Source organism: Psychrobacillus sp. (assembly GCF_032154225.1).
Taxonomy (GTDB): Bacteria; Bacillota; Bacilli; order Bacillales_A; family Planococcaceae; genus Psychrobacillus.
The window spans coordinates 1-20,455 of sequence record NZ_JALDYF010000031.1 but is presented as its reverse complement, the minus strand read 5'-3'; the positions used below and the strand labels follow the sequence as shown (position 1 = coordinate 20,455).

21 protein-coding genes are annotated in these 20,455 nt (G+C 36.0%); 5 read left to right on the top strand and 16 right to left on the bottom strand.

Annotated elements, in window-relative coordinates; all coding sequences use genetic code 11:
• Positions 1 to 337 precede the first annotated feature (337 nt).
• Positions 338 to 1,771 carry a 4-hydroxyphenylacetate 3-monooxygenase, oxygenase component gene (gene hpaB, locus RUH95_RS20790; RefSeq protein ID WP_313894826.1) on the top strand — a complete coding sequence of 478 codons (1,434 nt, stop codon included), beginning with the start codon at positions 338 to 340 and terminating at the stop codon, positions 1,769 to 1,771.
• Between the two features lie 295 nt (positions 1,772 to 2,066).
• Here the strand turns inward: hpaB and RUH95_RS20785 are convergent, their stop codons facing one another.
• The 5 genes from RUH95_RS20785 to RUH95_RS20765 all read right to left on the bottom strand — a co-directional run bounded on the left by RUH95_RS20785 (position 2,067) and on the right by RUH95_RS20765 (position 6,423).
• Positions 2,067 to 2,654 (bottom strand): PepSY domain-containing protein, encoded by a 588-nt coding sequence (locus tag RUH95_RS20785; RefSeq protein WP_313894825.1) that lies wholly within the window; start codon positions 2,652 to 2,654, stop codon positions 2,067 to 2,069.
• A gap of 124 nt (positions 2,655 to 2,778) precedes the next feature.
• Entirely contained in the window at positions 2,779 to 3,513 is a 735-nt protein-coding gene (locus RUH95_RS20780; RefSeq protein ID WP_313894824.1) for a PepSY domain-containing protein, read from the bottom strand.
• A 75-nt stretch (positions 3,514 to 3,588) separates the two neighbouring features.
• Positions 3,589 to 4,944: a sensor histidine kinase gene (locus RUH95_RS20775; protein ID WP_313894823.1), complete on the bottom strand. Its 1,356-nt coding sequence runs from the start codon at positions 4,942 to 4,944 to the stop codon at positions 3,589 to 3,591.
• Entirely contained in the window at positions 4,941 to 5,642 is a 702-nt protein-coding gene (locus RUH95_RS20770) for a response regulator transcription factor (protein WP_313894822.1), read from the bottom strand. Before RUH95_RS20770 ends, RUH95_RS20775 begins: the two co-directional genes overlap by 4 nt.
• 214 nt (positions 5,643 to 5,856) lie before the next feature.
• Complete coding sequence (locus RUH95_RS20765) at positions 5,857 to 6,423, bottom strand: hypothetical protein (protein WP_313894821.1); 567 nt, start codon at positions 6,421 to 6,423, stop codon at positions 5,857 to 5,859.
• 159 nt (positions 6,424 to 6,582) lie between these two features.
• On the opposite strand from RUH95_RS20765, the gene RUH95_RS20760 reads away from it, so the two are divergent.
• The 4 genes from RUH95_RS20760 (at position 6,583) to RUH95_RS20745 (ending at position 9,279) form a co-directional block, all read left to right on the top strand.
• Positions 6,583 to 7,269, top strand: a complete 687-nt coding sequence (locus RUH95_RS20760; RefSeq protein ID WP_313894820.1) for a Type 1 glutamine amidotransferase-like domain-containing protein — start codon at positions 6,583 to 6,585, stop codon at positions 7,267 to 7,269.
• Between the two features lie 4 nt (positions 7,270 to 7,273).
• Positions 7,274 to 8,095 (top strand): ComEC/Rec2 family competence protein, encoded by an 822-nt coding sequence (locus tag RUH95_RS20755; RefSeq protein ID WP_313894819.1) that lies wholly within the window; start codon positions 7,274 to 7,276, stop codon positions 8,093 to 8,095.
• 69 nt (positions 8,096 to 8,164) lie between these two features.
• Complete coding sequence (locus tag RUH95_RS20750) at positions 8,165 to 8,542, top strand: PH domain-containing protein (protein WP_313894818.1); 378 nt, start codon at positions 8,165 to 8,167, stop codon at positions 8,540 to 8,542.
• Positions 8,543 to 8,571: 29 nt separating this feature from the next.
• Positions 8,572 to 9,279: an alpha/beta fold hydrolase gene (locus tag RUH95_RS20745; protein ID WP_313894817.1), complete on the top strand. Its 708-nt coding sequence runs from the start codon at positions 8,572 to 8,574 to the stop codon at positions 9,277 to 9,279.
• A 104-nt stretch (positions 9,280 to 9,383) separates the two neighbouring features.
• On the opposite strand, the gene RUH95_RS20740 is transcribed toward RUH95_RS20745, so the two are convergent.
• The 11 genes from RUH95_RS20740 to RUH95_RS20690 form a co-directional block, all read right to left on the bottom strand.
• Positions 9,384 to 10,133, bottom strand: a complete 750-nt coding sequence (locus tag RUH95_RS20740) for a TerC family protein (protein WP_313894816.1) — start codon at positions 10,131 to 10,133, stop codon at positions 9,384 to 9,386.
• A 32-nt stretch (positions 10,134 to 10,165) separates the two neighbouring features.
• Positions 10,166 to 10,744 (bottom strand): TerD family protein, encoded by a 579-nt coding sequence (locus RUH95_RS20735; protein ID WP_313894815.1) that lies wholly within the window; start codon positions 10,742 to 10,744, stop codon positions 10,166 to 10,168.
• Between the two features lie 30 nt (positions 10,745 to 10,774).
• The gene (locus RUH95_RS20730; protein ID WP_313894833.1) at positions 10,775 to 11,830 is read right to left on the bottom strand and encodes a toxic anion resistance protein; all 1,056 of its coding nucleotides are present in this window, start codon (positions 11,828 to 11,830) and stop codon (positions 10,775 to 10,777) included.
• 38 nt (positions 11,831 to 11,868) lie between these two features.
• Entirely contained in the window at positions 11,869 to 13,482 is a 1,614-nt protein-coding gene (locus tag RUH95_RS20725) for a YceG family protein (RefSeq protein ID WP_313894814.1), read from the bottom strand.
• A 24-nt stretch (positions 13,483 to 13,506) separates the two neighbouring features.
• Positions 13,507 to 14,313 carry an HAD family hydrolase gene (locus tag RUH95_RS20720; RefSeq protein ID WP_313894813.1) on the bottom strand — a complete coding sequence of 269 codons (807 nt, stop codon included), beginning with the start codon at positions 14,311 to 14,313 and terminating at the stop codon, positions 13,507 to 13,509.
• Positions 14,310 to 15,425, bottom strand: a complete 1,116-nt coding sequence (locus RUH95_RS20715; protein ID WP_313894812.1) for a cysteine protease StiP family protein — start codon at positions 15,423 to 15,425, stop codon at positions 14,310 to 14,312. The genes RUH95_RS20720 and RUH95_RS20715 overlap by 4 nt, the downstream gene beginning before the upstream one ends.
• Positions 15,415 to 16,779: a phosphoribosyltransferase domain-containing protein gene (locus RUH95_RS20710; protein WP_313894811.1), complete on the bottom strand. Its 1,365-nt coding sequence runs from the start codon at positions 16,777 to 16,779 to the stop codon at positions 15,415 to 15,417. Before RUH95_RS20710 ends, RUH95_RS20715 begins: the two co-directional genes overlap by 11 nt.
• Positions 16,736 to 17,863: an HpcH/HpaI aldolase/citrate lyase family protein gene (locus tag RUH95_RS20705; RefSeq protein ID WP_313894810.1), complete on the bottom strand. Its 1,128-nt coding sequence runs from the start codon at positions 17,861 to 17,863 to the stop codon at positions 16,736 to 16,738. Before RUH95_RS20705 ends, RUH95_RS20710 begins: the two co-directional genes overlap by 44 nt.
• A gap of 116 nt (positions 17,864 to 17,979) precedes the next feature.
• A complete protein-coding gene (locus RUH95_RS20700) occupies positions 17,980 to 18,555 on the bottom strand; it encodes a TerD family protein (protein WP_313894809.1) in 576 nt (191 codons plus the stop codon).
• Between the two features lie 14 nt (positions 18,556 to 18,569).
• Positions 18,570 to 19,184: a TerD family protein gene (locus RUH95_RS20695; protein ID WP_313894808.1), complete on the bottom strand. Its 615-nt coding sequence runs from the start codon at positions 19,182 to 19,184 to the stop codon at positions 18,570 to 18,572.
• A 187-nt stretch (positions 19,185 to 19,371) separates the two neighbouring features.
• Entirely contained in the window at positions 19,372 to 20,007 is a 636-nt protein-coding gene (locus tag RUH95_RS20690) for an alpha/beta hydrolase (RefSeq protein WP_313894807.1), read from the bottom strand.
• Between the last annotated feature and the right edge of the window lie 448 nt (positions 20,008 to 20,455).

Below are 20,455 nucleotides of genomic sequence, written 5' to 3'. Positions count from 1 at the left end.
AAGTATTTAATTACTTGGCACGGAAGTTTCTGGCGAGTGGAAGGTGGACAATTGCCATACGATGACCGACTAAAAAGCATGTTGGAAGAGGTACAGCCACTTCCAACATGCTTTAAAAATTTCCCCGATCATCGTATAGCCTAATTGCGAAGCCTGAAGCGAACCGGAAACTGTAGTGCTCTTGTACCTTGGCTTTAAAGGACTCGACGTTATTTCCCTCGATTTTTCTTATTTTAAGCAGTCAACCAATCCAATTTGTAACCATAGAAGGAAAATAATAATAGTATACAACTAAAGAAGTGGAAGAATAACACGGATATCATTTAGGAGTGTGCATATGTCGGCTATTACAGGGAAACAATATATGGAACGGATTAATAGTATGAAGGCGAATGTGTGGGTAGATGGAAAGCAAGTAACAGGAAATATTTCTGAACATCCCGCATTCAAGGGGATAATGAAAAGCCAAGCAGCATTATACGACATGCAGCATGAGGATTCTTTTAAGGATGTCTTGACTTATCAATCGCCGTCAACCAGAAATCGAGTAGGTCTTTCATTTTTACAGCCAAAAACAAAAGAGGATTTAGCTAAAAAACGAGCTATGGTGCAGCAGTGGGCTAAATCAAATAATGGTCTGATGGGAAGAAGCCCAGATTATATGAATACAGTGTTAATGGCGCTTGCCTCATCTGCTGATTTATTGAAAGGAAAAGAGAACTGTTTCCCCGAAAAATTAGTATCATTTTATGAATATATGCGGGAACATGATTTGTCGATGACGCATACATTTATAGGCCCACAAGTAAACCGCTCACAATATTATATGGGAGATGAAGATGAGCCGATTACTGCGAAAATAGTCGATCGAAATGTCGATGGAATTATTGTGACGGGCGCAAGGTTACTTGCGACTCAAGGTGGAATCACGGATGAACTTTTAGTAATATCCGCAGGAGGTATTGTGGATAAAGCGTATGGTTTTGCGTTTTCGATACCGAGTAATAGTAAAGGGTTAAAATTTATATGCAGGGAATCTTTTGTTGGTAGGGATTCCATATTTAATTATCCATTAAGCTCAAGATTTGAGGAAATGGATTCCGTCGTTGTGTTCGAGAATGTGTTAGTTCCGTGGGATCGCGTGTTTTATTATGACAATATGGAAGTTTCGAATAATTTTATGATTGAGAGTTCGTTTCATGGCTTTGGTTTGCACCAGGTTGTCTCAAGACAAATTATTAAAGTTGAATTTGTTTTAGGGATTGTCCAGTCTATTATTGAGTCGATTAATATTAAGGAATATCAACATGTGCAAGAAAAAGCATCTGAAATTATTGTAGCTTTGGAAACGTTGAAAGCATTGCTTATTAAATCTGAAGTCGAAGCGAAAGCGGATCAATGGGGATTTATGCAACCAGATCGCACGACGCTACACGTTGCGATAAATATATTTCCAAAGGTATATCCAAGATTTACTGAAATCATTCAGCTTTTAGGTGCGAGTGGGTTAATGTCCATCCCAACAGAAAATGCATTTCAATCACCTATTCGAAAGGATTTAGATCAATACTTGCAGTCTCATGCGCATGAAGCAGAATACCGCGTCAAACTTTTTCGCTTAGCATGGGATTTAACAATGAGCTCTTTCGGCACACGTCAAACATTATACGAACGCTTTTTCTTTGGAGACCCTATTCGACTTTCAAGCCAACTGTACTATTCCTATAACAAAGAACCGTATGTGCAGCGAGTGAAAAATTTACTCCAATAATTACGAATGAAAATCCGTTTACTGCCCATATTAATGAGGTGTCAAATTGTTAATAGGGAGGTTTTAGTATCGGAAAAGAAAATCGTAAAAAGACCGGCTCTCCGACTCAAACAGCAAAACAAGGAAACATGAAAGAAGAAATTTCTCTGGAGCTAGCTGAAATTGGTAACTTAACACCAAAGCAAGAGCCAATGACGCCAAATCAACGTAAGAAAAGTGAGTCAGAAAAAACGTATTAATATAAGCAAAAAACAACCACCTACGAATGAAGCGTAGGTGGTTGTTTTATACTAATTTAATCGTCGTCTCTATCGTTGTCATCATCATCGAAATCATCATGGTCGTCATCATCATCAAATTCTTGTTCTAGTATTTTTCCAGTATTTGCATCAATTGTGATTTCAAATTTTCCTTTTTTCGTGCGAAGCTCTAGTTCATACTCATATCTACCGTCGTCAGAATCTAATTTCAATTTAATGACTTCACCACTAACCTGCTTTTTGGCAATGGCAATTGCTTGGTCTTCCGTGATGATGGATTTTGAAGAAATGATTCTATCATTGTCATCATCGTCGTCAGTGCTTTCTTTCACACTTAGCACTTTAGCTGTATATGCATCAATTTTCACTTCGAATTCTTTGTTTTTGTTGGCATCAATATCTACTTCATAGTAAGTTTTATTGTTTTTAGTTTTTAACTCGACACTCTCAACTACACCATTTGCTTTCTTTAAAGCAACTTCTTTTGCTTTTTTCATCCCGATTAATTGTTTGCTTTGCACTGCGCTAACTTTAATATCATCATCCTGTGCATATGCACTCATTCCGATTGAACCACCTATTAACAGTGTAGCTGCCAATGTACCAATAATAATCTTTTTCATCGTTGTTTCCTCCTTTGTTTTGTCTTACAGTTATAACTATAAACAGGAAAAACGAAAAGACGGGGAAAGAAAGGTTAAAATTTGGTAAGAAAAAGACTTCTATTTTCTTTTTTACTTGCTCGACTTAGTTTTCCCAGTTAAAGGATTTCACGACACCTGTGTATGCGTCTATTTTGACTGTAGCCTCTCGGTCTTCCTCTTCGGATTCAACTTCTACTTCGACTAAATAATAAGGTGCCTTACCTGTTGGTTGATAAAATTCTACATCATCGTCAGCAACTCCTTTTAAATAGCTTGCCGCTATTGCAATGGCTTCTTTTTCAGTGATGAGTTTGTTAGTGTCGGATGTTGTTTGAATAGGTTCTTTTGAAGATTCCATTATTTCCGCTGTATATGGATTGACTTTTAATGTGACTTTTTCATCGTCTTTGTGAACAATCACTTTGTAGTAAAAACTATCCTTCTCTTCCATTGATTCGATTGATTGTAGCTCACCTTGAGTGGCCATTTGCTGTTCTATTTCTTTTAGCGACAGTGGAACTTTTACTTCAGGTGCTTTTTCCTCAATCTTTTCCTCGGCTTTTTTTAGGAGCTCTAATGATAAAATATCGCCAGTTTTTGCATCGATTTTGATGAAGTATACCCCGGTTTCAAGCTGTATATCAATTAAATATTCATCTTGTATTTTGGCGATTTTAACAATTTCTCCAGGGTATTTTTCGAGTACGACTTTACTTGCTTCCTCCTCCGTTAATGCTTGAGCGGAGAAGTAAGGAGTAAACGAGCGTAAGCCGAAGCTTAGTAGTAATATAATCAGCAGAATAGCTCCAGTTATCCACATCCATTTTTTTTTCTTCATTGTGCATCCTCCAATGTAACAAGTTATTGGCATAGTATATAACGGCAAAGTAAGAAAATGATGAGAATGCGTATGTTATTTTATTTCTGTGGGGAAAGAAAGTGTAACTGTTGTTCCGTAATCTTCGATACTGTCCAGTTCAATTTGGATACCGATTGCATTGGAAATTTCTTTTGCCATTGTTAGTCCTAAGCCGGAGCCACCTTGCTTTCTAGTTCTAGCTCGGTCAACTCGATAAAATCGATCAAATATTTTAGGGAGGTCATCTTTAGGTATTCCCATCCCACGGTCCTTAATCTGAATGTTTGTCTCATCAGGTGTTTGGCTAATGTGAATGATAATTTGTTCTTCACTATATTTTCGGGCATTATCTAAAAAGATAAAAAGTAATTGTTTTAGTTTTTGGAGATCAGTATATCCAGTTATATTTTCATTACTTTCAACGGAAATATCTCTTTGGTATGTGTTTTGAAAGGTGTTAGCTGTTTCTATGACGAGCTCTGAAACGTTTACTTTTTCCATTTTGATGTTCCATTGTTCTTGCTGTTTTGCTAGCAATAAAAGTTGTTCTGTCATTTCGATCATTCGAACAGCCTCAGAATGTATAGCTTCAATAGATTCTTCAAATAAATCGGGTCGTTCCAGTCCTCTTCGTTTTAAAAGATCGGAATAGTTTTCAATAATAGTTAATGGAGTTCTTAATTCATGTGAAGCATTAGAAACAAATTGTTCTTGTTTTTCAAAGTTCGTTTGGAGCAAGTCGATCATATGATTAAAAGTTTCTGCCATTTCTACTAGCTCTTCCTCAGTCGTTTCTTCTAGTTGAAGCCTTTTAAACTGGCTGCTTCTTTGAATGTCTTTCATCGTATTAATCATCGATCTAATCGGATGGATGATTAAATTACTAAGAATTCTACTAGAAATAAAAACTGGAATCATCGCAATAAGTGTAACAGCGATTAAGACAATAAGTAGAATATCCATCATCTCATCTGTTGCTTGAATACTACTTGTTACTTGAAGGTTTACAATGCTGCCATCATTCCAAACAATTGGATAAGAAACGAATGTATATTTCTTATTTTCAAATGAAATCAGTTCTTTCATTTCTCCTGTGGAATAGTGAGCGACCTGTGATTCTAGTGCTGCTTCGGAAGGAACAATCGTTTGTGCTTTAGTAGATAAATCTTCGTTCAGTATTTGAATCATTCCGTTAACTGGTACATAAGCGAATAGTAGCTGATCGGATGTAATCCTGTCTATTACAGGTGTGATGTCAGTGACAATTTTTTCGACCTCTGCATTTGCTCGATCGAGCTCATTAGTCATCATAAGATGGCTAAACAAAAAATAAATGGAAGTATTCATGAGCATCAATAAAGTGATAAATAATACGGAAGTATATAAATTAATCTTATTACGAAGCTTCATGTTGCATCCTTTAAGACGTAGCCGACGCCTCTTACGGTATGGATTAAAGGATGATCATAGTCAGAATCCACTTTTTTGCGAAGGTAACGAATATAAACATCCACAATTTTAGCATCACCGAAATGATCATAGCCCCAAACTGTTTCTAGAATTTGCTCACGATCTAAAACTTGGCGCTTGTTTTTTAGTAAATACAACAGCAAATCGTATTCCTTTGGTGTTAAGGCAATATCACTTTCTCCTCGAATGACTTCTCGAGTTTTTTCATTCACTTTCAAATCACCGATATGCAGCCATTTGTCTTCCTCTTCTTTTGTCGAAGAGATCGTTTGTTTCATTCTTAAAACTGCTCGAATTCTTGCGAGTAATTCCTCCATTCGGAAAGGTTTTGTAATGTAGTCATTTGCCCCAAGATCAAGCCCAGATACTTTATCTTCAATAGAATCTTTTGCTGTTAATAAAATAACAGGAATGAATGAATCTTTTAAGCGAATGCGCCGAAGTAGTTCAATCCCACTCATCCCTGGAAGCATTACATCTAATAAGATTAAATCCCAGTTTCTAGAGCGATAAATGTCGAAAGCTTCTATTCCATCTGTTGCTTTCCCTAATTCGTATCCTTCATATTCCAACTCAATTTCTAATAATCTTAAGATTTTTTCTTCGTCTTCTACGATTAAAATAGATTCTTTTTGCAAAGCAAGACCACCTTCCGTTACATTTCTCTTGTGTTTATTTTATCTACATGTCCTAAATCATACAAGTTTTAGAAAAGTACTAGGGGGAGATAGCCAATCAGATTTTTTAATAGTAATTTCATTTTTATAGGTGATGAAGGAACTAAGAGTCTTTTAGTAAAAATAGAAAAAGCAGGCTAATTACTAATTAGCCTGCTTTCCCCCAAAAAAATTCTTACTCGCAATGTGCGGAGTCGTTTTTTTTCAATAGTATTTTTATTTCCTCTAGATGTTTTTTATGTTCAAGTAGTGTTTGTTCAAGTAGAGTTTCTAAATTTTCATAATGATTTTTTTGTTCCTGAAAGTTGTTTAATTTTTGAGTGTATTCTTCCAGCTGTTTAGAGAGTGTCTGATAATTGTCGTTTTGTTTGATGGATAAATTATTTAAAAAGTTTCTTTGTCTATTAAAGCTTTGCTGTAATTGGTATATTGCTTTATCCTGTTTGTTAAAATGAATTTCATAACTTTTCGAGGTTTCAACGGTCTCGAGTAAAAGATTTCTTAAATATATATAATTATTATTCCGGGTTCTTTTTTGTAAATGTAACGCTGATTCTTGTTTGTGGATATCGCGTAATATCGTTTGGCATGATGTGTTTATTTGAGAAGCGAAGTTCATTAAATTTTGGTTTATGGATTTTTGTTCTTCTAAAAGGTCTTTATACTGATTAGTAACAAAATGGCTTTGATTATTATTTATTGCAAGAGCCTTCGAAACTAAATGGACTTTTGTTTTTTTCACTTTTGGATACTCCTTTTATAAGTATATGGTCCTCTTTCAGTATTTTATGAACCGCCTCCATTTTTGTGACGCTTGTCGTTTGAAGTATTCCGAATTGTTTAAATGTTAGTCCTTTTTCATGTTATTATTAGCAGTAAGGATAGAACGAGGAGGAATAAGATGAAACAAATTATTGCACTGGGTGGCGGTGGCTTTTCGATGGAGCCAGAAAATCCTTTATTAGATCGATATATTTTACAGCAATCATCCAAAAAGCGACCAAAAATTTGTTTTATTGGCACAGCAAGTGGGGATGCAGAGAGTTATATTAATCGATTTTATGATTTTTTTCAAAAAGAAGAATGCGAACCAACACATTTATCATTATTTAAACCGAGTACAAAAGATATTCGGAAACTCGTCATGGAGCAGGACATCTTATATGTAGGTGGAGGCAATACGAAAAACTTAGTAGCACTTTGGAAAGAGTGGGAATTAGATAAAATAATACGCCAAGCTTATGATGAAGGGATAATCTTATCGGGTATTAGTGCTGGTTCCCTTTGTTGGTTTGAAGAAGGTACGACGGATTCTTATGGTGATGAGCTTGAGCCTATTTCATGTTTTGGTTTAATTCGTGGGAGTAATTGTCCTCATTATGATGGGGAAGAAAATAGGCGTCCTACGTATCAAAAAATGATCAAAGAGCAGATTATTGGACCAGGGTATGTTGCGGATGATGGAGCAGCTCTGCATTTCGTGGACGAAAAATTACATCAAGTAGTGAGCTCTCGTCCACAAGCATGTGGATATTATGTGGATAAAGACACGGAAGAAAAGTTATCCACAATCTATTTAGGGGAGTAGTAACATGAAAAAGATTTTAATTGTGCTAGTTTCGTTATTGTTGTTTGGTTGCGTCGAAGAAAAAAAGGAAACGGTTACGTCTGAGAATAACCTAAACTTAGAGATGACTATTTTTAAAATAGGAAAAGCAGATAGCATACTTATAACAGTTGGAGAAAAACATATACTAATAGATACTGGGGAGGACGAGGACGGCGATGAAGTACTAGAGTATTTAACTGAACATGGCATAGAGACGATTGACTACCTGATTTTGACGCACTTCGATAAAGATCATATCGGAGGAGCAAATACGATTTTAAACAATTCGAATGTATTACAAGTTATTGCACCAAATTATACGAAAAATAGCAGACAATACAATGAATATACTGCTGCACTTATAAAAAATGATATTTCGGCTACTATTTTGAATGCGAAGCTTTCTGTAATATTAGGTTCAGCAAAAATGACTATTTCTCCAGCTGAAAAAAGAAGTTATAAGCAGGATAATGATTATTCGCTCGTTGTAAGCATAGAGCATGGATATAATAGCTTTTTATTTGCTGGGGATGCGGAAGAAGTCCGTTTAGCTGAATTGATAGAGCAAGGAAATTTAGCGTATACGTTCTTAAAAGTGCCTCACCATGGAAGATTTAATAATAAAAGCACAGAGTTCATACAGGAAGTTAGACCTAAATATGCAGTTATAACTAGTTCAGACAAAAATCCAGAAGACGATAAGATAATGGATGTACTGGAAAGTGTAGGAGCTGCAGTGTACACAACTCGAAATGGCAATATTTCCGTTGTTAGTGATGGAAAAACAATTGCGATACAACAATAAAAATGTTTGTCCAAAATGCTTGAAACTGAGAAAGACTATTAAAATTATCCGAAAACAGGGGGAATAACAATGGGATTTTTAGATGGGCTAATGGGAAATGCGTCGGAAATAGAGTTAGATAAAGTAGAGGAAGAGCTGAAGGATTTACTTGCTTCTACTGAAAAGGTGGAGCATGCGTATAAGCTTATTCGTGATCTTTTTGTTTTTACAGACAAAAGGCTATTACTAATCGATAAACAGGGAGTGACAGGGAAAAAAGTGGAGTATCATTCTATTCCTTATAAGAGTGTAGTACATTTTTCTATCGAAACAGCTGGAACATTCGATTTGGATGCGGAGTTGAAAATTTGGCTTTCCGGCGGTTCAGCACCAATCCAAAAGAAGTTCAATAAGTCATTGAATATATATAAAGTACAAAGTGTATTGGCTGAGTATGTATTGAAATAAGTATTAATAATTTAATTGAGGTGAGATATTTGATATTGCATACAGACATAATAGGAGCTGGAGAACCAATAGTGTTCCTACATACTGGTCTGCAAACGGGTTTGACTGATTTTCAATTTCAAAGGGATTATTTCGGTAAAAACTATAAAGTTATCTCTCCAGATTTAAGGGGACATGGAAAGTCTGAAACGGATGATTTTCGAAATTTCTTTGAAAATTCGGCAATAGATTTATGGGAAACAATTAATCATTACGGGTTAAAGACTGTTCATCTTGTCGGTTGCTCTTTAGGAGCAATAGTGGCGGTTAAGTTTGCTCAGTTATATCCTGAGCGAATTATTACGTTGTCAGTATCAGGAATAATGCCAGTGAAGCCTCCAAACTGGATTAAGATTAATGAAGAAGATGTAGAAATTCAAACAAATCTCCTGAAGAATAATGAGGTAACTAGTTATTTTGATCAACTACATGCCTCTGACTGGAAACAATTTCTTTATATGGCTAGGGAGCAATCATGGTATCCTTTCGAAGATATGGAAGCACTAAGGGAGTTTGGTTTTCCTGTCCTTTTTATAGTTGGTGAAGGAAATCAGCATGAAACAATTAGTACAACGATTTATCCTAAGGAAAATAAGAATGTACATGTTGCTGTTGTTCCATTTGCGGCGCATTTAGTACATACTGATCAGCAGGAGATTTATACTCGTATATTAGCGGACTTTTTTAACAAACAATAATAGATGCTTGAGTGTTGTGTTCTTAGATATTGAAGTTTAAAAAATGACTCCACGTAACATGGAGTCATTTTTGTTTTCAGATTTAGTTGCATGGTGAATAACAATTACTTAGCTTTTTTTCGCATAAAGTGAATGACAAAAGTTGCTGCAAATGTAATTACTAAAATTGTGAAGAATACATAATGGCTTATATGAATGCCGAATACGCCGAGTAACATTTTTGTTGCAATGATTAATATTAACACGTAGGCACTTGTTTCCAACTCAGGTATACGATCAATCAGTTTGATGAAAACTCCTGCGATTCCACGCATCATAAGTACACCTAACATACCACCAAGTAATAATACCCACACTTTATCGCTAATTCCGAAAGCTGCAAGAACACTATCTACAGAAAAGGCAATATCCATTAATTCCACTGCTACAACAGTACCCCAAAAAGTTCCGAATAGACGAATAAGCAATCCAGTTTTGTTGATGCCTTCAACTGTTTCTTCTTCATTACCCGCACGTTTATCTTTAAAATACTTAATCGCCAACCATGCAAGATAAAGTGCGCCAATTACTTTTACCCACCAAAGCTTGATAAGGAATACACCGACTCCAATAGCGATAAATCTAAAAGCATAGGCTCCAAGTAAACCGTAAAATAATGCTTTTTTACGTTGTTTTTCAGGTAAATGTTTAACCATTACTGCTAATACTAAAGCGTTATCTGCAGAAAGAAGACCTTCTAAAATAACTAGTGTACCGATTAATCCCCAGTTGACGGGATCACTTAATGCTTCAACCCACATACCCCAATCGAAAAACATAGCGTATGTGTCTATAAATCCATTAATTATATCCATAAGTAGTCTTCGTCTCCTTAGTTAAAACTTGATTAACTTAGTCCGAATTCAGAAACTAGTGCTGCTAAGCCGCCTTGAAATCCACTACCAATTGCATTAAATTTCCATTCATTATTATGTCTATAAATTTCTCCTACTACTAGTGCTGTCTCGATAGAAAAATCTTCTCCTAAGTCGTATCGGATCAATTCTTCGTTCGTATTTTCATCTACGATTCGTATAAATGCGTTTGATACTTGACCGAAATTTTGTCTGCGTTGGTCGGCATCGTGAATGGTTACAGTGAAGACAACTTTTTGAACAATACTTGGAACAATAGGTAATTTAATAAGTAGTTGCTCATCATCGCCGTCACCGTCACCAGTTCTATTATCACCCGTATGAATAACAGATCCATCTTCACTTTGGAGATTATTATAAAAGATAAAGCTTTTTTCGTTAAATGCTTTTCCGTTTCCATCGACTATGAAAGCAGAGGCATCTAGGTCAAAACTTTCTCCACCACTATATCTGTTTGTATCCCAGCCTAATCCAACCAATATGTTTGTTAAACCTGGATTTGTTTTCGTTAAATCAATTTTTTGCCCTTTTGATAGGTTAATAACTGACATTCTGTTTCCACCTCATCCAAATATTTTAAGTTATTTTCGTTGTCCATCTTCGTATTTTTTTTGCAGCTCTTCTAACCTCAAACGTCCTTGTTCTCTCATTTTGCGATTTTCTTCTTCGATCGCTTTTGTTTCGTTCATCCCGCGCATAATCGTGTCCCAGGTTTGTTCAATTGTTTCAATTTTAATGCTAGGTTGCCCCGACATTCTAGCAATATCTACACTTTGCTTAGATATATCATTTGCATTTCTTAATAGCATTTCATTTGTTCTACGATCTAATTCACTCATAGATTGTGCAACAAGGTTTTGTCTTTTTGCTGAAATAGCGTTGATTAAACCAGTTTTAAAAATTGGAATAGTCGTTACAAAAGCAGAGTTAATTTTTCCAATTAGTTTTGTATTGCCTCGTTGTAGCATTCTAATTTGAGGAGCAGATTGATAAGAAACTTGTTTTGCCATTTCTAAATCATAAATTCGTTGATCCAGAAGCTCGATCGCATTTTGCAATGTATTTAGTTCCATTAGTACAAGTTGATCGCCGTTTTCGGCTTTTTGTTGTAAGTTAGGTACGAGTTGGCGCAATTGGTTAACTTTAAGTTCCCCTGCAACAATATACTTTTCTAACTCCATGAAATAATTGAAGTTTTTGTCGTAAAGTTCTTCTAATGTCACGGTTGATTTTTTCATTTCATTTTCGTATTTCGTTATTTCAACAAATACTTTATCAATTTCTCCGCCCATTGTTTGATATTTATTGAACAGTTTTTCAATTAACTTTTCGCCTTGCTTAAATATTTTGCCTAGTAAAGACGGTTTTTCGACGAAATCTTTTTTGTCGAATTTATCCATTATTTTACCAAGTTGCTTTAACAACTCACTTGACTCTTCCATGCTGCTAGATTTAATCGTGCTTAAAATTTTCCCTGTAAACAAAGAAATTTCGTTTGCTGGTTCGCGCCCGAACTCTAATAGTTCTATTTGGTTTTTGGGATCAATCCTAGCAACTAGTTGTAATACTTGTGGGTCTCGCTTTAACTTCGCTTTTAAGTCATTTCCTTCTTCTAGTAGCTGTTCTTGTTGATCCATTTCTAATTTTTGTAGTTCCAATTTTCTTCCTCCTTATGCTAGCGAAATTTTTTAAAAAACTTTTGCACGACACTCGGTTCTCTAAATGGTTCATTGAAGTTTCGGTCATCCATCCAGTGGAGATCGAATGTGCCTTCTTGTACCCATTTTTCTATATCCAGATGTCCCTTTGGATTGACAAGGATAATATCTAATCCTAAATGGTGCATCATACATAAAGCATTCGCGTCAGATCTACTTAACTCGGGTCCAATTTCTTCATTATACAGAAATATGGTTGGAACAAATTGTGGATAGTCAAAGGTTTGTAAAAGACGAATAACAAAGTCTGGTAAAACCATAGATTGTGCAAAAGCATACAATTGAAGATCCTCAGCTGTTTCATTGCCTTGATGAAGCAAAATTGGGTTTTCGACATGCTTAGCTATTGTTTCACCAATTACTGTTTGCGTGCCAGTAGGAAGTTTGTCGTATGTCCACCAATTAGATGTTTTCATCTTTTCAGGATCTAACAATCCATTTGAGCTTAATGCATCGCGATAATGAAAGAGCTGATTTGTTTTTTGTTCCTTAGTGAACGGGAACTGACGGATGACATGTGTATCGTCTCGTTCCGTTAAGGAGTGTACATTATTCCAAAAGCGTTTTCTATTTTTATCAATTCCCATAAATTTTGCAAATACGACAGGAATAGTTACTACCTGATTGCTAACTTCAAAATGGGGACGGACCATAGCACGCTCTTTTGAGAGTAAAAATGCTTCGTCTTCTGTCGTTTTCAATCGGATTGAATTAGTAGAAAATGATTTGAATTGAAAAGGTTTATATAAACCTGAATTTTCATGGTGTAATAGCTCGTTAATTTCTTGAGTTGCTCTAAATGCAACGGTTCCAGCAATTTTAGGCATTTCTTCCGGCAAAGGCTTTGGCTCGTTTGCTATTTTAGGAAATTTATACGTATGATCTTCAGTAATCGCTAACATTTGTTTTGGCCAAGGTTCGTCACAAGGGTTGAAGATGACGATGTGAAAACCGAAAGTAGCAAGATATGTAAGGAACCATCTTTCACTTGGTGTAGCTGAACCATACCAGAGAAACCCAGGAAGGCCTTTTTCGAAATCAACTTTTTGTAGAGCAGGCTCGACATGATTAAAAATCCATTTGATAAGATCAGTTGTTACACGTCGGTATTCATGATGAAGTGTTCCTTCATTATAATTTGATTGAAGTTCTTTCAAAACATCGATTAATGTGGTTCGAATTCGTCGATTTAAGCCAAGGTCTTTCAGTTTTGGTAGCAATGATTGCCCGTCAAGAAAAGCAACCATCCGATTTGGGGATAGACCTTTTTCTTGTCGATGCATATCAAAGAGTTGGTGGATAGCTCGTAATTTATCTGCTGCAATTTCTTTGTTCAGTGCATCGGATAATATGTGTAGCTTGCCAAAGGAATCATTAACGTGTGTATGCAGGATAGAGAAGTATTCATCTTCATCTAAGGAAATTCCAATGTACTGGCAAACTAGTTGTGGATATGTTAAGTTTTCCCCATCAATAGAAACTTGCGTGGGGTCTCCTAAAGAATCTTTTAACCAAATTCCAATTTTAGATGAATCCCACGACTTCATCCGTATTGGAGTCAAATTCACCATGGGCTTTCCTCCTGTTCATACCTATTATATCAAATAATGACTAATCTTTTTCAATATCTCTTCGCCAGCTAATACTCCTGTATGTTCTGTTAGGTGAACATGGGGAGGGAGTGAATTGCTTTTCTGAACTGCCTCTCCATGTGATGGAATAAAACCATGATCCGCACTTACTACCATATCAAAGTCTAGCATGGAATCACCGGCAGCAATTACTGTGCTAGCACCGATCCGCTCTTTTACAAATTGAAGTGCAATCGATTTATTGATGCAATTTGGCATAATATATAATTTTCGGCCTTGATGAGAGAGTGTGAATCCTTGCCCGGCAAATATGTGAGAAAGTTTTTCAAACTCTTCCGTGGAAAATGCTTGCTCATCTATAATCATATAAACGAACCATGATTCTGCTTGTAAGACCTTCAATACAAACTCTTTCTTAGCATACTCCTCTAACTGTAATATCACATGTTCAATTGTTGTAGATGCTTCTTCTAGCTGTTTTTTTACTTTTTCAGACCATTCTGCAAGAGGTTCACCGTTTTCTAAAACAACGGCTCCATTTGCAACAATGGCATACTTTGGCTGCTGTGCTGCATTTATCAACCCAGTAATACGAAGGTATTGGCTAGCAGTTCTTGTTGTAACAGGCAAAAAAGTAATTTCTGAAGGAAGCTCTTTGAAAAGGTCGATTGCTTTATTTGTCATATAAGCAGTTGGTTTTTCATCAATCCATTCTACGATTGAAAGGTCATATTCTTCGACTTCTTGACCTCTGGATTTTTTACTGAAAATAAGTGTGCGATCTAAATCACTAGCGAATAGTATGGTCATAGTTGGTCCTCGGATTCAATAAGTCCGATGGCTAAGTAGAATAGGTTGGGCATGATTTCTACAGGAATACTTTTTTCTTTGCATAAATGTAGGATATGTCGTACCGACTCATGGTTAGCATCTCGTAACAATATTTTATATGGTTTTCTTCTTAATAATACTCTCGTTGTTTCTCCAACACTAGGTTTTACCTTGCTCAAATCCGAATTTTTATAAAATTGCTGAGCGATGGTTTCAACTTCTTGCATACCTCGCCAAGTTCGTTCGTTGAGAGCAGGGAAGCTAGCAGCTAGTTTGATAATAGCAACTTCTTGTTCTTCGAAACGTGCAGAAATATGGTCGATGAAATCATTCGAAACATCTTCTAGCTCCAAATCAGTGTAATATTTAGCCCCGTGATAATCGCCAGGCTTTAGAAATTGTTCATTCAAAATAGTTCGGCTAACAAGTCCAGAAACAGTTGAATTTAAGCAAGCATTTGGAATAAGAAAATCGTTTCTCGTTCCGTAAAGTGTTGCACATTCTCCTGGATCAGACAAAACAGCTAACTCATCATTTAACTGCAATTGATATGTCTCATTTAGTTTTTGAACAGATTTCGTGAGTTCTGTTTGGATTGCACCTTTTCCTGTCCAACCGTCTACAAATTGAAGGTGGCTAGTTGGATAAAGTGCTCTTATTGTTTTGAGGGCTTCTTCATCGATCCCTTTTCCCCTTAGTATAGATATACTAAAATGGGGCCAATTAAGTTTCAAAAAGTTTTGTGCATATCGTTTCATAAGTATTCCAATTGGACTTCCGGCTCTTGCAAGAGAGATGAGTACGACATCATCTGTGTTTGCAAATTTTCTAACCCGTCTTGTCAATACACCAACTAGTTGTGCAATATGATCGGAAGACATGTTGAGAGCTTCATGATACAGCTCTGTATATGCAGCGGAAGGGCGATATTCAATTGGAAGAGATTCAGCATAGTGACTACCTTGTTGAAAAGATTTTTCTCTTGCTTCAACCGTGGATTCGATTTGAACATTCGATAAATCTTTCAATAAAAATGTAACATCTTCGGGATGGTAGCTTGTTTTTACGAGCTCTGATGTGTTAATTGTCATCTGTTTTCCCTCTTTTAATCGGTAGTGTAAGAGACAGCCATGTGACTGGCGCTATCGTTTCAAGATGTGTTAGTAATGGAGACCAACTTGTTCGATCGTTTACGGATTCGGCAATAACGATGATTTGGTCCGCTTCTACATTCGAGAGATTATAGAGATATTGGTCGATGCCATCCGAATCAGGTAAAGCAAATTTACATGCGTGTTTGATTGGATAGGATAATTCATTTTTAGCAAAAATAGGACTTCTTGTTGTCGTTTGAACTTTTGTTTGTTCTCCAAACATTAAAGCGAATTTTTGTGGGATATAGATATTTTCTCCAATACCAATAATGAGCGTGCGCTTGCTTCTATCGACTTCAGGGAGCTTGTTAATTAGTGCAGAAATCCATTCATCCATTTCGGTATGATTATTACTGGTTAATCCAAATTTCCCTGTAAATTCACTATAAGCACCATATATACTTCTGTACTGGGATGTCGTTGTATTCGATAACTGCTCATCAGCGAACGCTTCAAATTCCTTCTGTCCATTTAGATAGAGAACTTCATTTTCCTCAATTTCAGCAGGATTCAAAAGAGAAAATTGACCAGATACGATTGTAATAATTTCAGCAGAAATATGATGTGCTTCCATTAAATCTATGAAATCTTGTTGATGTTCGTTGCTTCTCCAATCTAAAATAGAAAGGATTTTGTATCGTTTGCCAGGAAATGCTTCGTTTAAAGCAATGATTAAGTTTGAAGCGGTCAAACCAGATGTAATTTCGTCGTCCACAAGGACAATCGTTTCCGCGTCTGTTAATGTTTTTTCAGAAGCATAGACACGATGCGAAGTAGCATGTGAATGTTCTTCTTCAAAATAAAAAGAAGGCTCAATTTCTAGCATTTCTTCTCTAGTTGTATGGATATAAATTGCCTCTTGAAAGTGGTTAAAAACGGCGTGTCCTAAGCCTGTTGCTGTTTCTGCAAAACCGATAAAAACAGTCTTAGTTGGCAACTTAGTTTTATATGCTAAAGATTCCGCACTTAGTTGTCTGTTTGAGATGCCCGAATTCACCATTTCTGCAATTTCATTTAACTGAGGGTGTGGCTTTTGTCCCTCATTTTCCATAAGCATAGATGCTAAAATGGAACCAGCTCCAAGAGAAATAGCAGGGTCAACTGCTAAGTGTTTGCCAAGTAAACGGCTGATGAATAAAAACTGTCTTTTTTTATTAATCCGTACAGCCATTTCAAAAAGAGCATCTGGAGAGAAGTTGTATGGATTGTTTTTCATTTCAATAGTTAGTTGCAAGTCTCCATGTAAGTTATACGTTCTTAATGTGTTGGAGGAAGTCGAGTGATGTAACATTTTCTTTTAGCACCCCATATATTTCTGCTTGAGCAAGTATTTTTAATGCCCAGCTGTAATGAGGCTTTACCTCATTCATTTTATTCTTCATTGGACTTCTCAGAACTCCATTCGTTTCAGAGCCTTTTTCGACGATTAAACTTGCATCATCATATAATTCCTTAGAAACAATGTAGGAAGCGTTTACAATATCGACTTGAGATGGATGAATGCAAGTTTTCCCGTTAAATCCATTTAAAACATCTAGTTGTACTTCATTCCATAAGACCATTTCGGTACTAGTTGCACTAATAGGAAGGGTTTTTTGTGGATGGAGTTCAAAATATTCGTAGACAGGACCGGAGATGACAAAGTTATCTTCGTGCCGACTAAATTTATTTAAAATAGCGGTTAAACAGTCAGCAATCAATTTTAGATCGTAGACTGTTTTATGGCCTGGTCTTCTTAGGCTAAAAAGACTTGTAAAGTCAGTTGCACCAACTCGAATCGTTAATATTAATGATTCGTATTGTTTGAATAGCTTGTATAACTTCGCTAATTCTTGTTCTCTTGATTCCATATAAATGATTTCTTTTGTTTCTAGAATTGGGAGTGCATATAAGTGAATAGATTCCTGTCGATTGATCGTTTGTAAGCAAACAAAAAAGTTTTCTGCATTTAAAGATGTACATTTTGGAAAAACGACTCCTGTTAAGAAGCGTAATGCACTTCCTAATTGCTCAGCTAATCTGTTAAACTGTTCCACGTTTCTTATTCTAAGAAATAGCAGAGGAAGCTCGTTTATAGCTAGTCTGTTTTCATACGTTTGCTCTATTAATCGAAGCTCTTGTATGACATTATTTTCAGCTGCTAAAAGTTCTTTATCTGACACGGAATCTTCAAGGCAAATGATGGAAGTCGTTAAATTTTTAAGGTTTTTATTCGCAAGTTTAGTTGAAAAGTTGGGCATTAGCCCGGGCATATATAATGCAGCGCCAAGTGCGACACCTAATTTCTTTTTGTCAATTTCTCTTGAATATTCTGCAGGTAATAGATGAAAAAATGGTTGTATTTTTTCTTCATTTAACCCTCTAAAGTGTTTCATCGCTTTCACTCCTAAAAATGAAAAAGGTGTTTTAGGCTCACCAAATTCTGCATTATTTCGGTATAAATACTAAAATAAAAAGCAAGGAGGCATGCCCTTGCTTTTTACAAGTATTATTAATTCAGTCCGAAGTCTGTAACTAGAGCTTCTAGTCCGCCTTGATATCCACTTCCGATTGCATTGAATTTCCATTCGTTGTTATGGCGATATAATTCACCAACAACAACTGCAGTCTCAATAGAGAAGTCTTCTCCAAGATCATAGCGAATTAATTCTTCTTGTGTGTCTGCATTCAATATTCGTACATATGAGTTATTTACTTGGCCAAAGTTTTGACCTCTATCTGTAGCGTCATGGATTGTAATACTGAAAGCGATTTTTTCTATAGAGCTAGGTACTGTGGATAAGTTTACGTTTACTTGCTCATCATCCCCGTCACCATCACCAGTACGATTATCTCCTGTATGAACAACAGAACCGTTACCGCCAGTTGCATTATTATAGAATACGAAGTCAGCTTCAGTAGAACATTTTCCATTACTTCCTAATAAGAATACAGATGAATCTAGATCGAAGTCTTTCCCACCATCGTATTTATTTGTATCCCAGCCTAGACCTACAGTTACATTTACTAAGCCTGGATTTGTTTTCGTTAAATCTACCTTTTGTCCTTTTGATAAGTTAATTCCCATTTTTAAACAGCCCCTTATAAGTATTTGTTTGCAATTGAACCGATATCTAAATCGGATGTACCTTCACCGATAGCAGAGAATTTCCATTCTGAACCATGGCGATATAATTCACCAAGGAAAAGAGAGGTTTTTCCTGAGTAGCTTTCAGAAAGATTATAATGTACTAATTCTTCCTTGCTACTGCTATCCACAAGGCGGATGAAAGCATTTTGAATAAGACCGAAGTCTTGTTTCTTTTGTTGTGCTTGATAAATATTCACCACGAAAATTAATTTATGTACAGATGGTGAAATAGCATTTAAATTTACATTGATTACTTCATCGTCGCCATCGCCATCACCAGTACGATTATCTCCTGAATGGACAACACTGCCGTCTTGACTTGTTTTGTTTCCAAAATACACTAAGTTTTGTTTAGCAGCTAGCTTTCCTTTTTCATCTAATAAAAGCACAGAAGCGTCACAATCTATGTCAGCTCCACCGCCGCCACTGCCTAAAAGTCCTTTTAAAAATCCACCGCCGCCGCTTTTTTTCACGGGGTCCCAACCTAAACCAACCATAATACTTGATAACGAAGAACGTCCTTTAGTTAAATCAATTTTTTGCCCTTTTACCAAATTAATTGCCATTAAAATTCCTCCAATTTATAGCTTTGTTATATATACGTTTATATGTGAAAAAGGTTTCAAAAAGGTATCGTAATTTCACATGTGATTGCTTGTATAATAAGTGAACAATGATAGTTTATCAGAATTTTTCACCTATTACTATTATTAACATAAGTACGCCGAAATATAGGATTGTATGAATTTAAAATTAGGATTTAAATTCTTTTAAAAAGGCAATTATATCTTGATGATTTTCAGCGGTTACACCGTGCCCATCATTATATGTTTTAAACGTTACATTCGCACCTTGTTCCGTGAAATAGTCTTTACTTTCTACACCCCATTGCGATGGGATAACGTAATCATAGTCACCGTGGGAGATAAAAATATTCAAATGATCAACGGGAAGCTTTGTATATTCTTCCTTTACAAAGTCCGGTATGTAACTACTTAAAGCAACTACGCTTGTAATCGTGTTGCCCATCGTTAATGCCAACGATTGTGCTATGATCGCACCCTGACTAAAACCAAGTACGCAAATACGAGTAGGATCAAGCTGATATTCTTCTATCGCTTCTTGAATAAATAATTGAGTAGCGTGGAGAACTTTATCAAAAACTTCTCGATGAGGTTTGCCGATTTCTTCTATAGTAAAGTATGCGTAGCCTGGATTGGAAACGATTGGACCACGCAAACTGAAAATATGATGAGTCTCTTCAAAACTTTTGACAAGCTGTGGTAAATCTTCTTCGTTACTGCCCATGCCGTGCAGTAAAAATAGAGCTGGCTGTTTTTCAGTAGCTGTTAAAGGAGCAGTATATTTAAATGTATATGGTGATTTCATTTACTTTCTTCCTTTCAAATTAAAGTACATTCAGTTTAACATATGTCCATGCAAATACTTTTAACAAGCTATTAGGAGATTTGCCTCAAAATAACACGCCTGTTGATTAACATTTTTATTCAATTTTTTATTTTCGTTCGTTTTCTACATAAAATGCGTCTTAGTGAGTTTCAGCAAAGATTTACGCTGCAGAAGCGGACGCTTACCGCGGGCACGGCTTCAGCCGCTGGTGTCGCCGCCTCTTTCGCTCCAATCCAGTAGAGACGGCTACTTATTTAGAATGAAGGAACTATTTCTTAGAAAGAAGGAGCGAATACAAGCTTTGAAAAAGTGCAAATCACAAGTTCATAGCTTCAAATCGCAAATTATTCGTCACTTTTTATAGATAAGTCTAATTCTCTATGAATAATAACCTATATAAATAAGGAAACACTAGTTGCCTAGCACA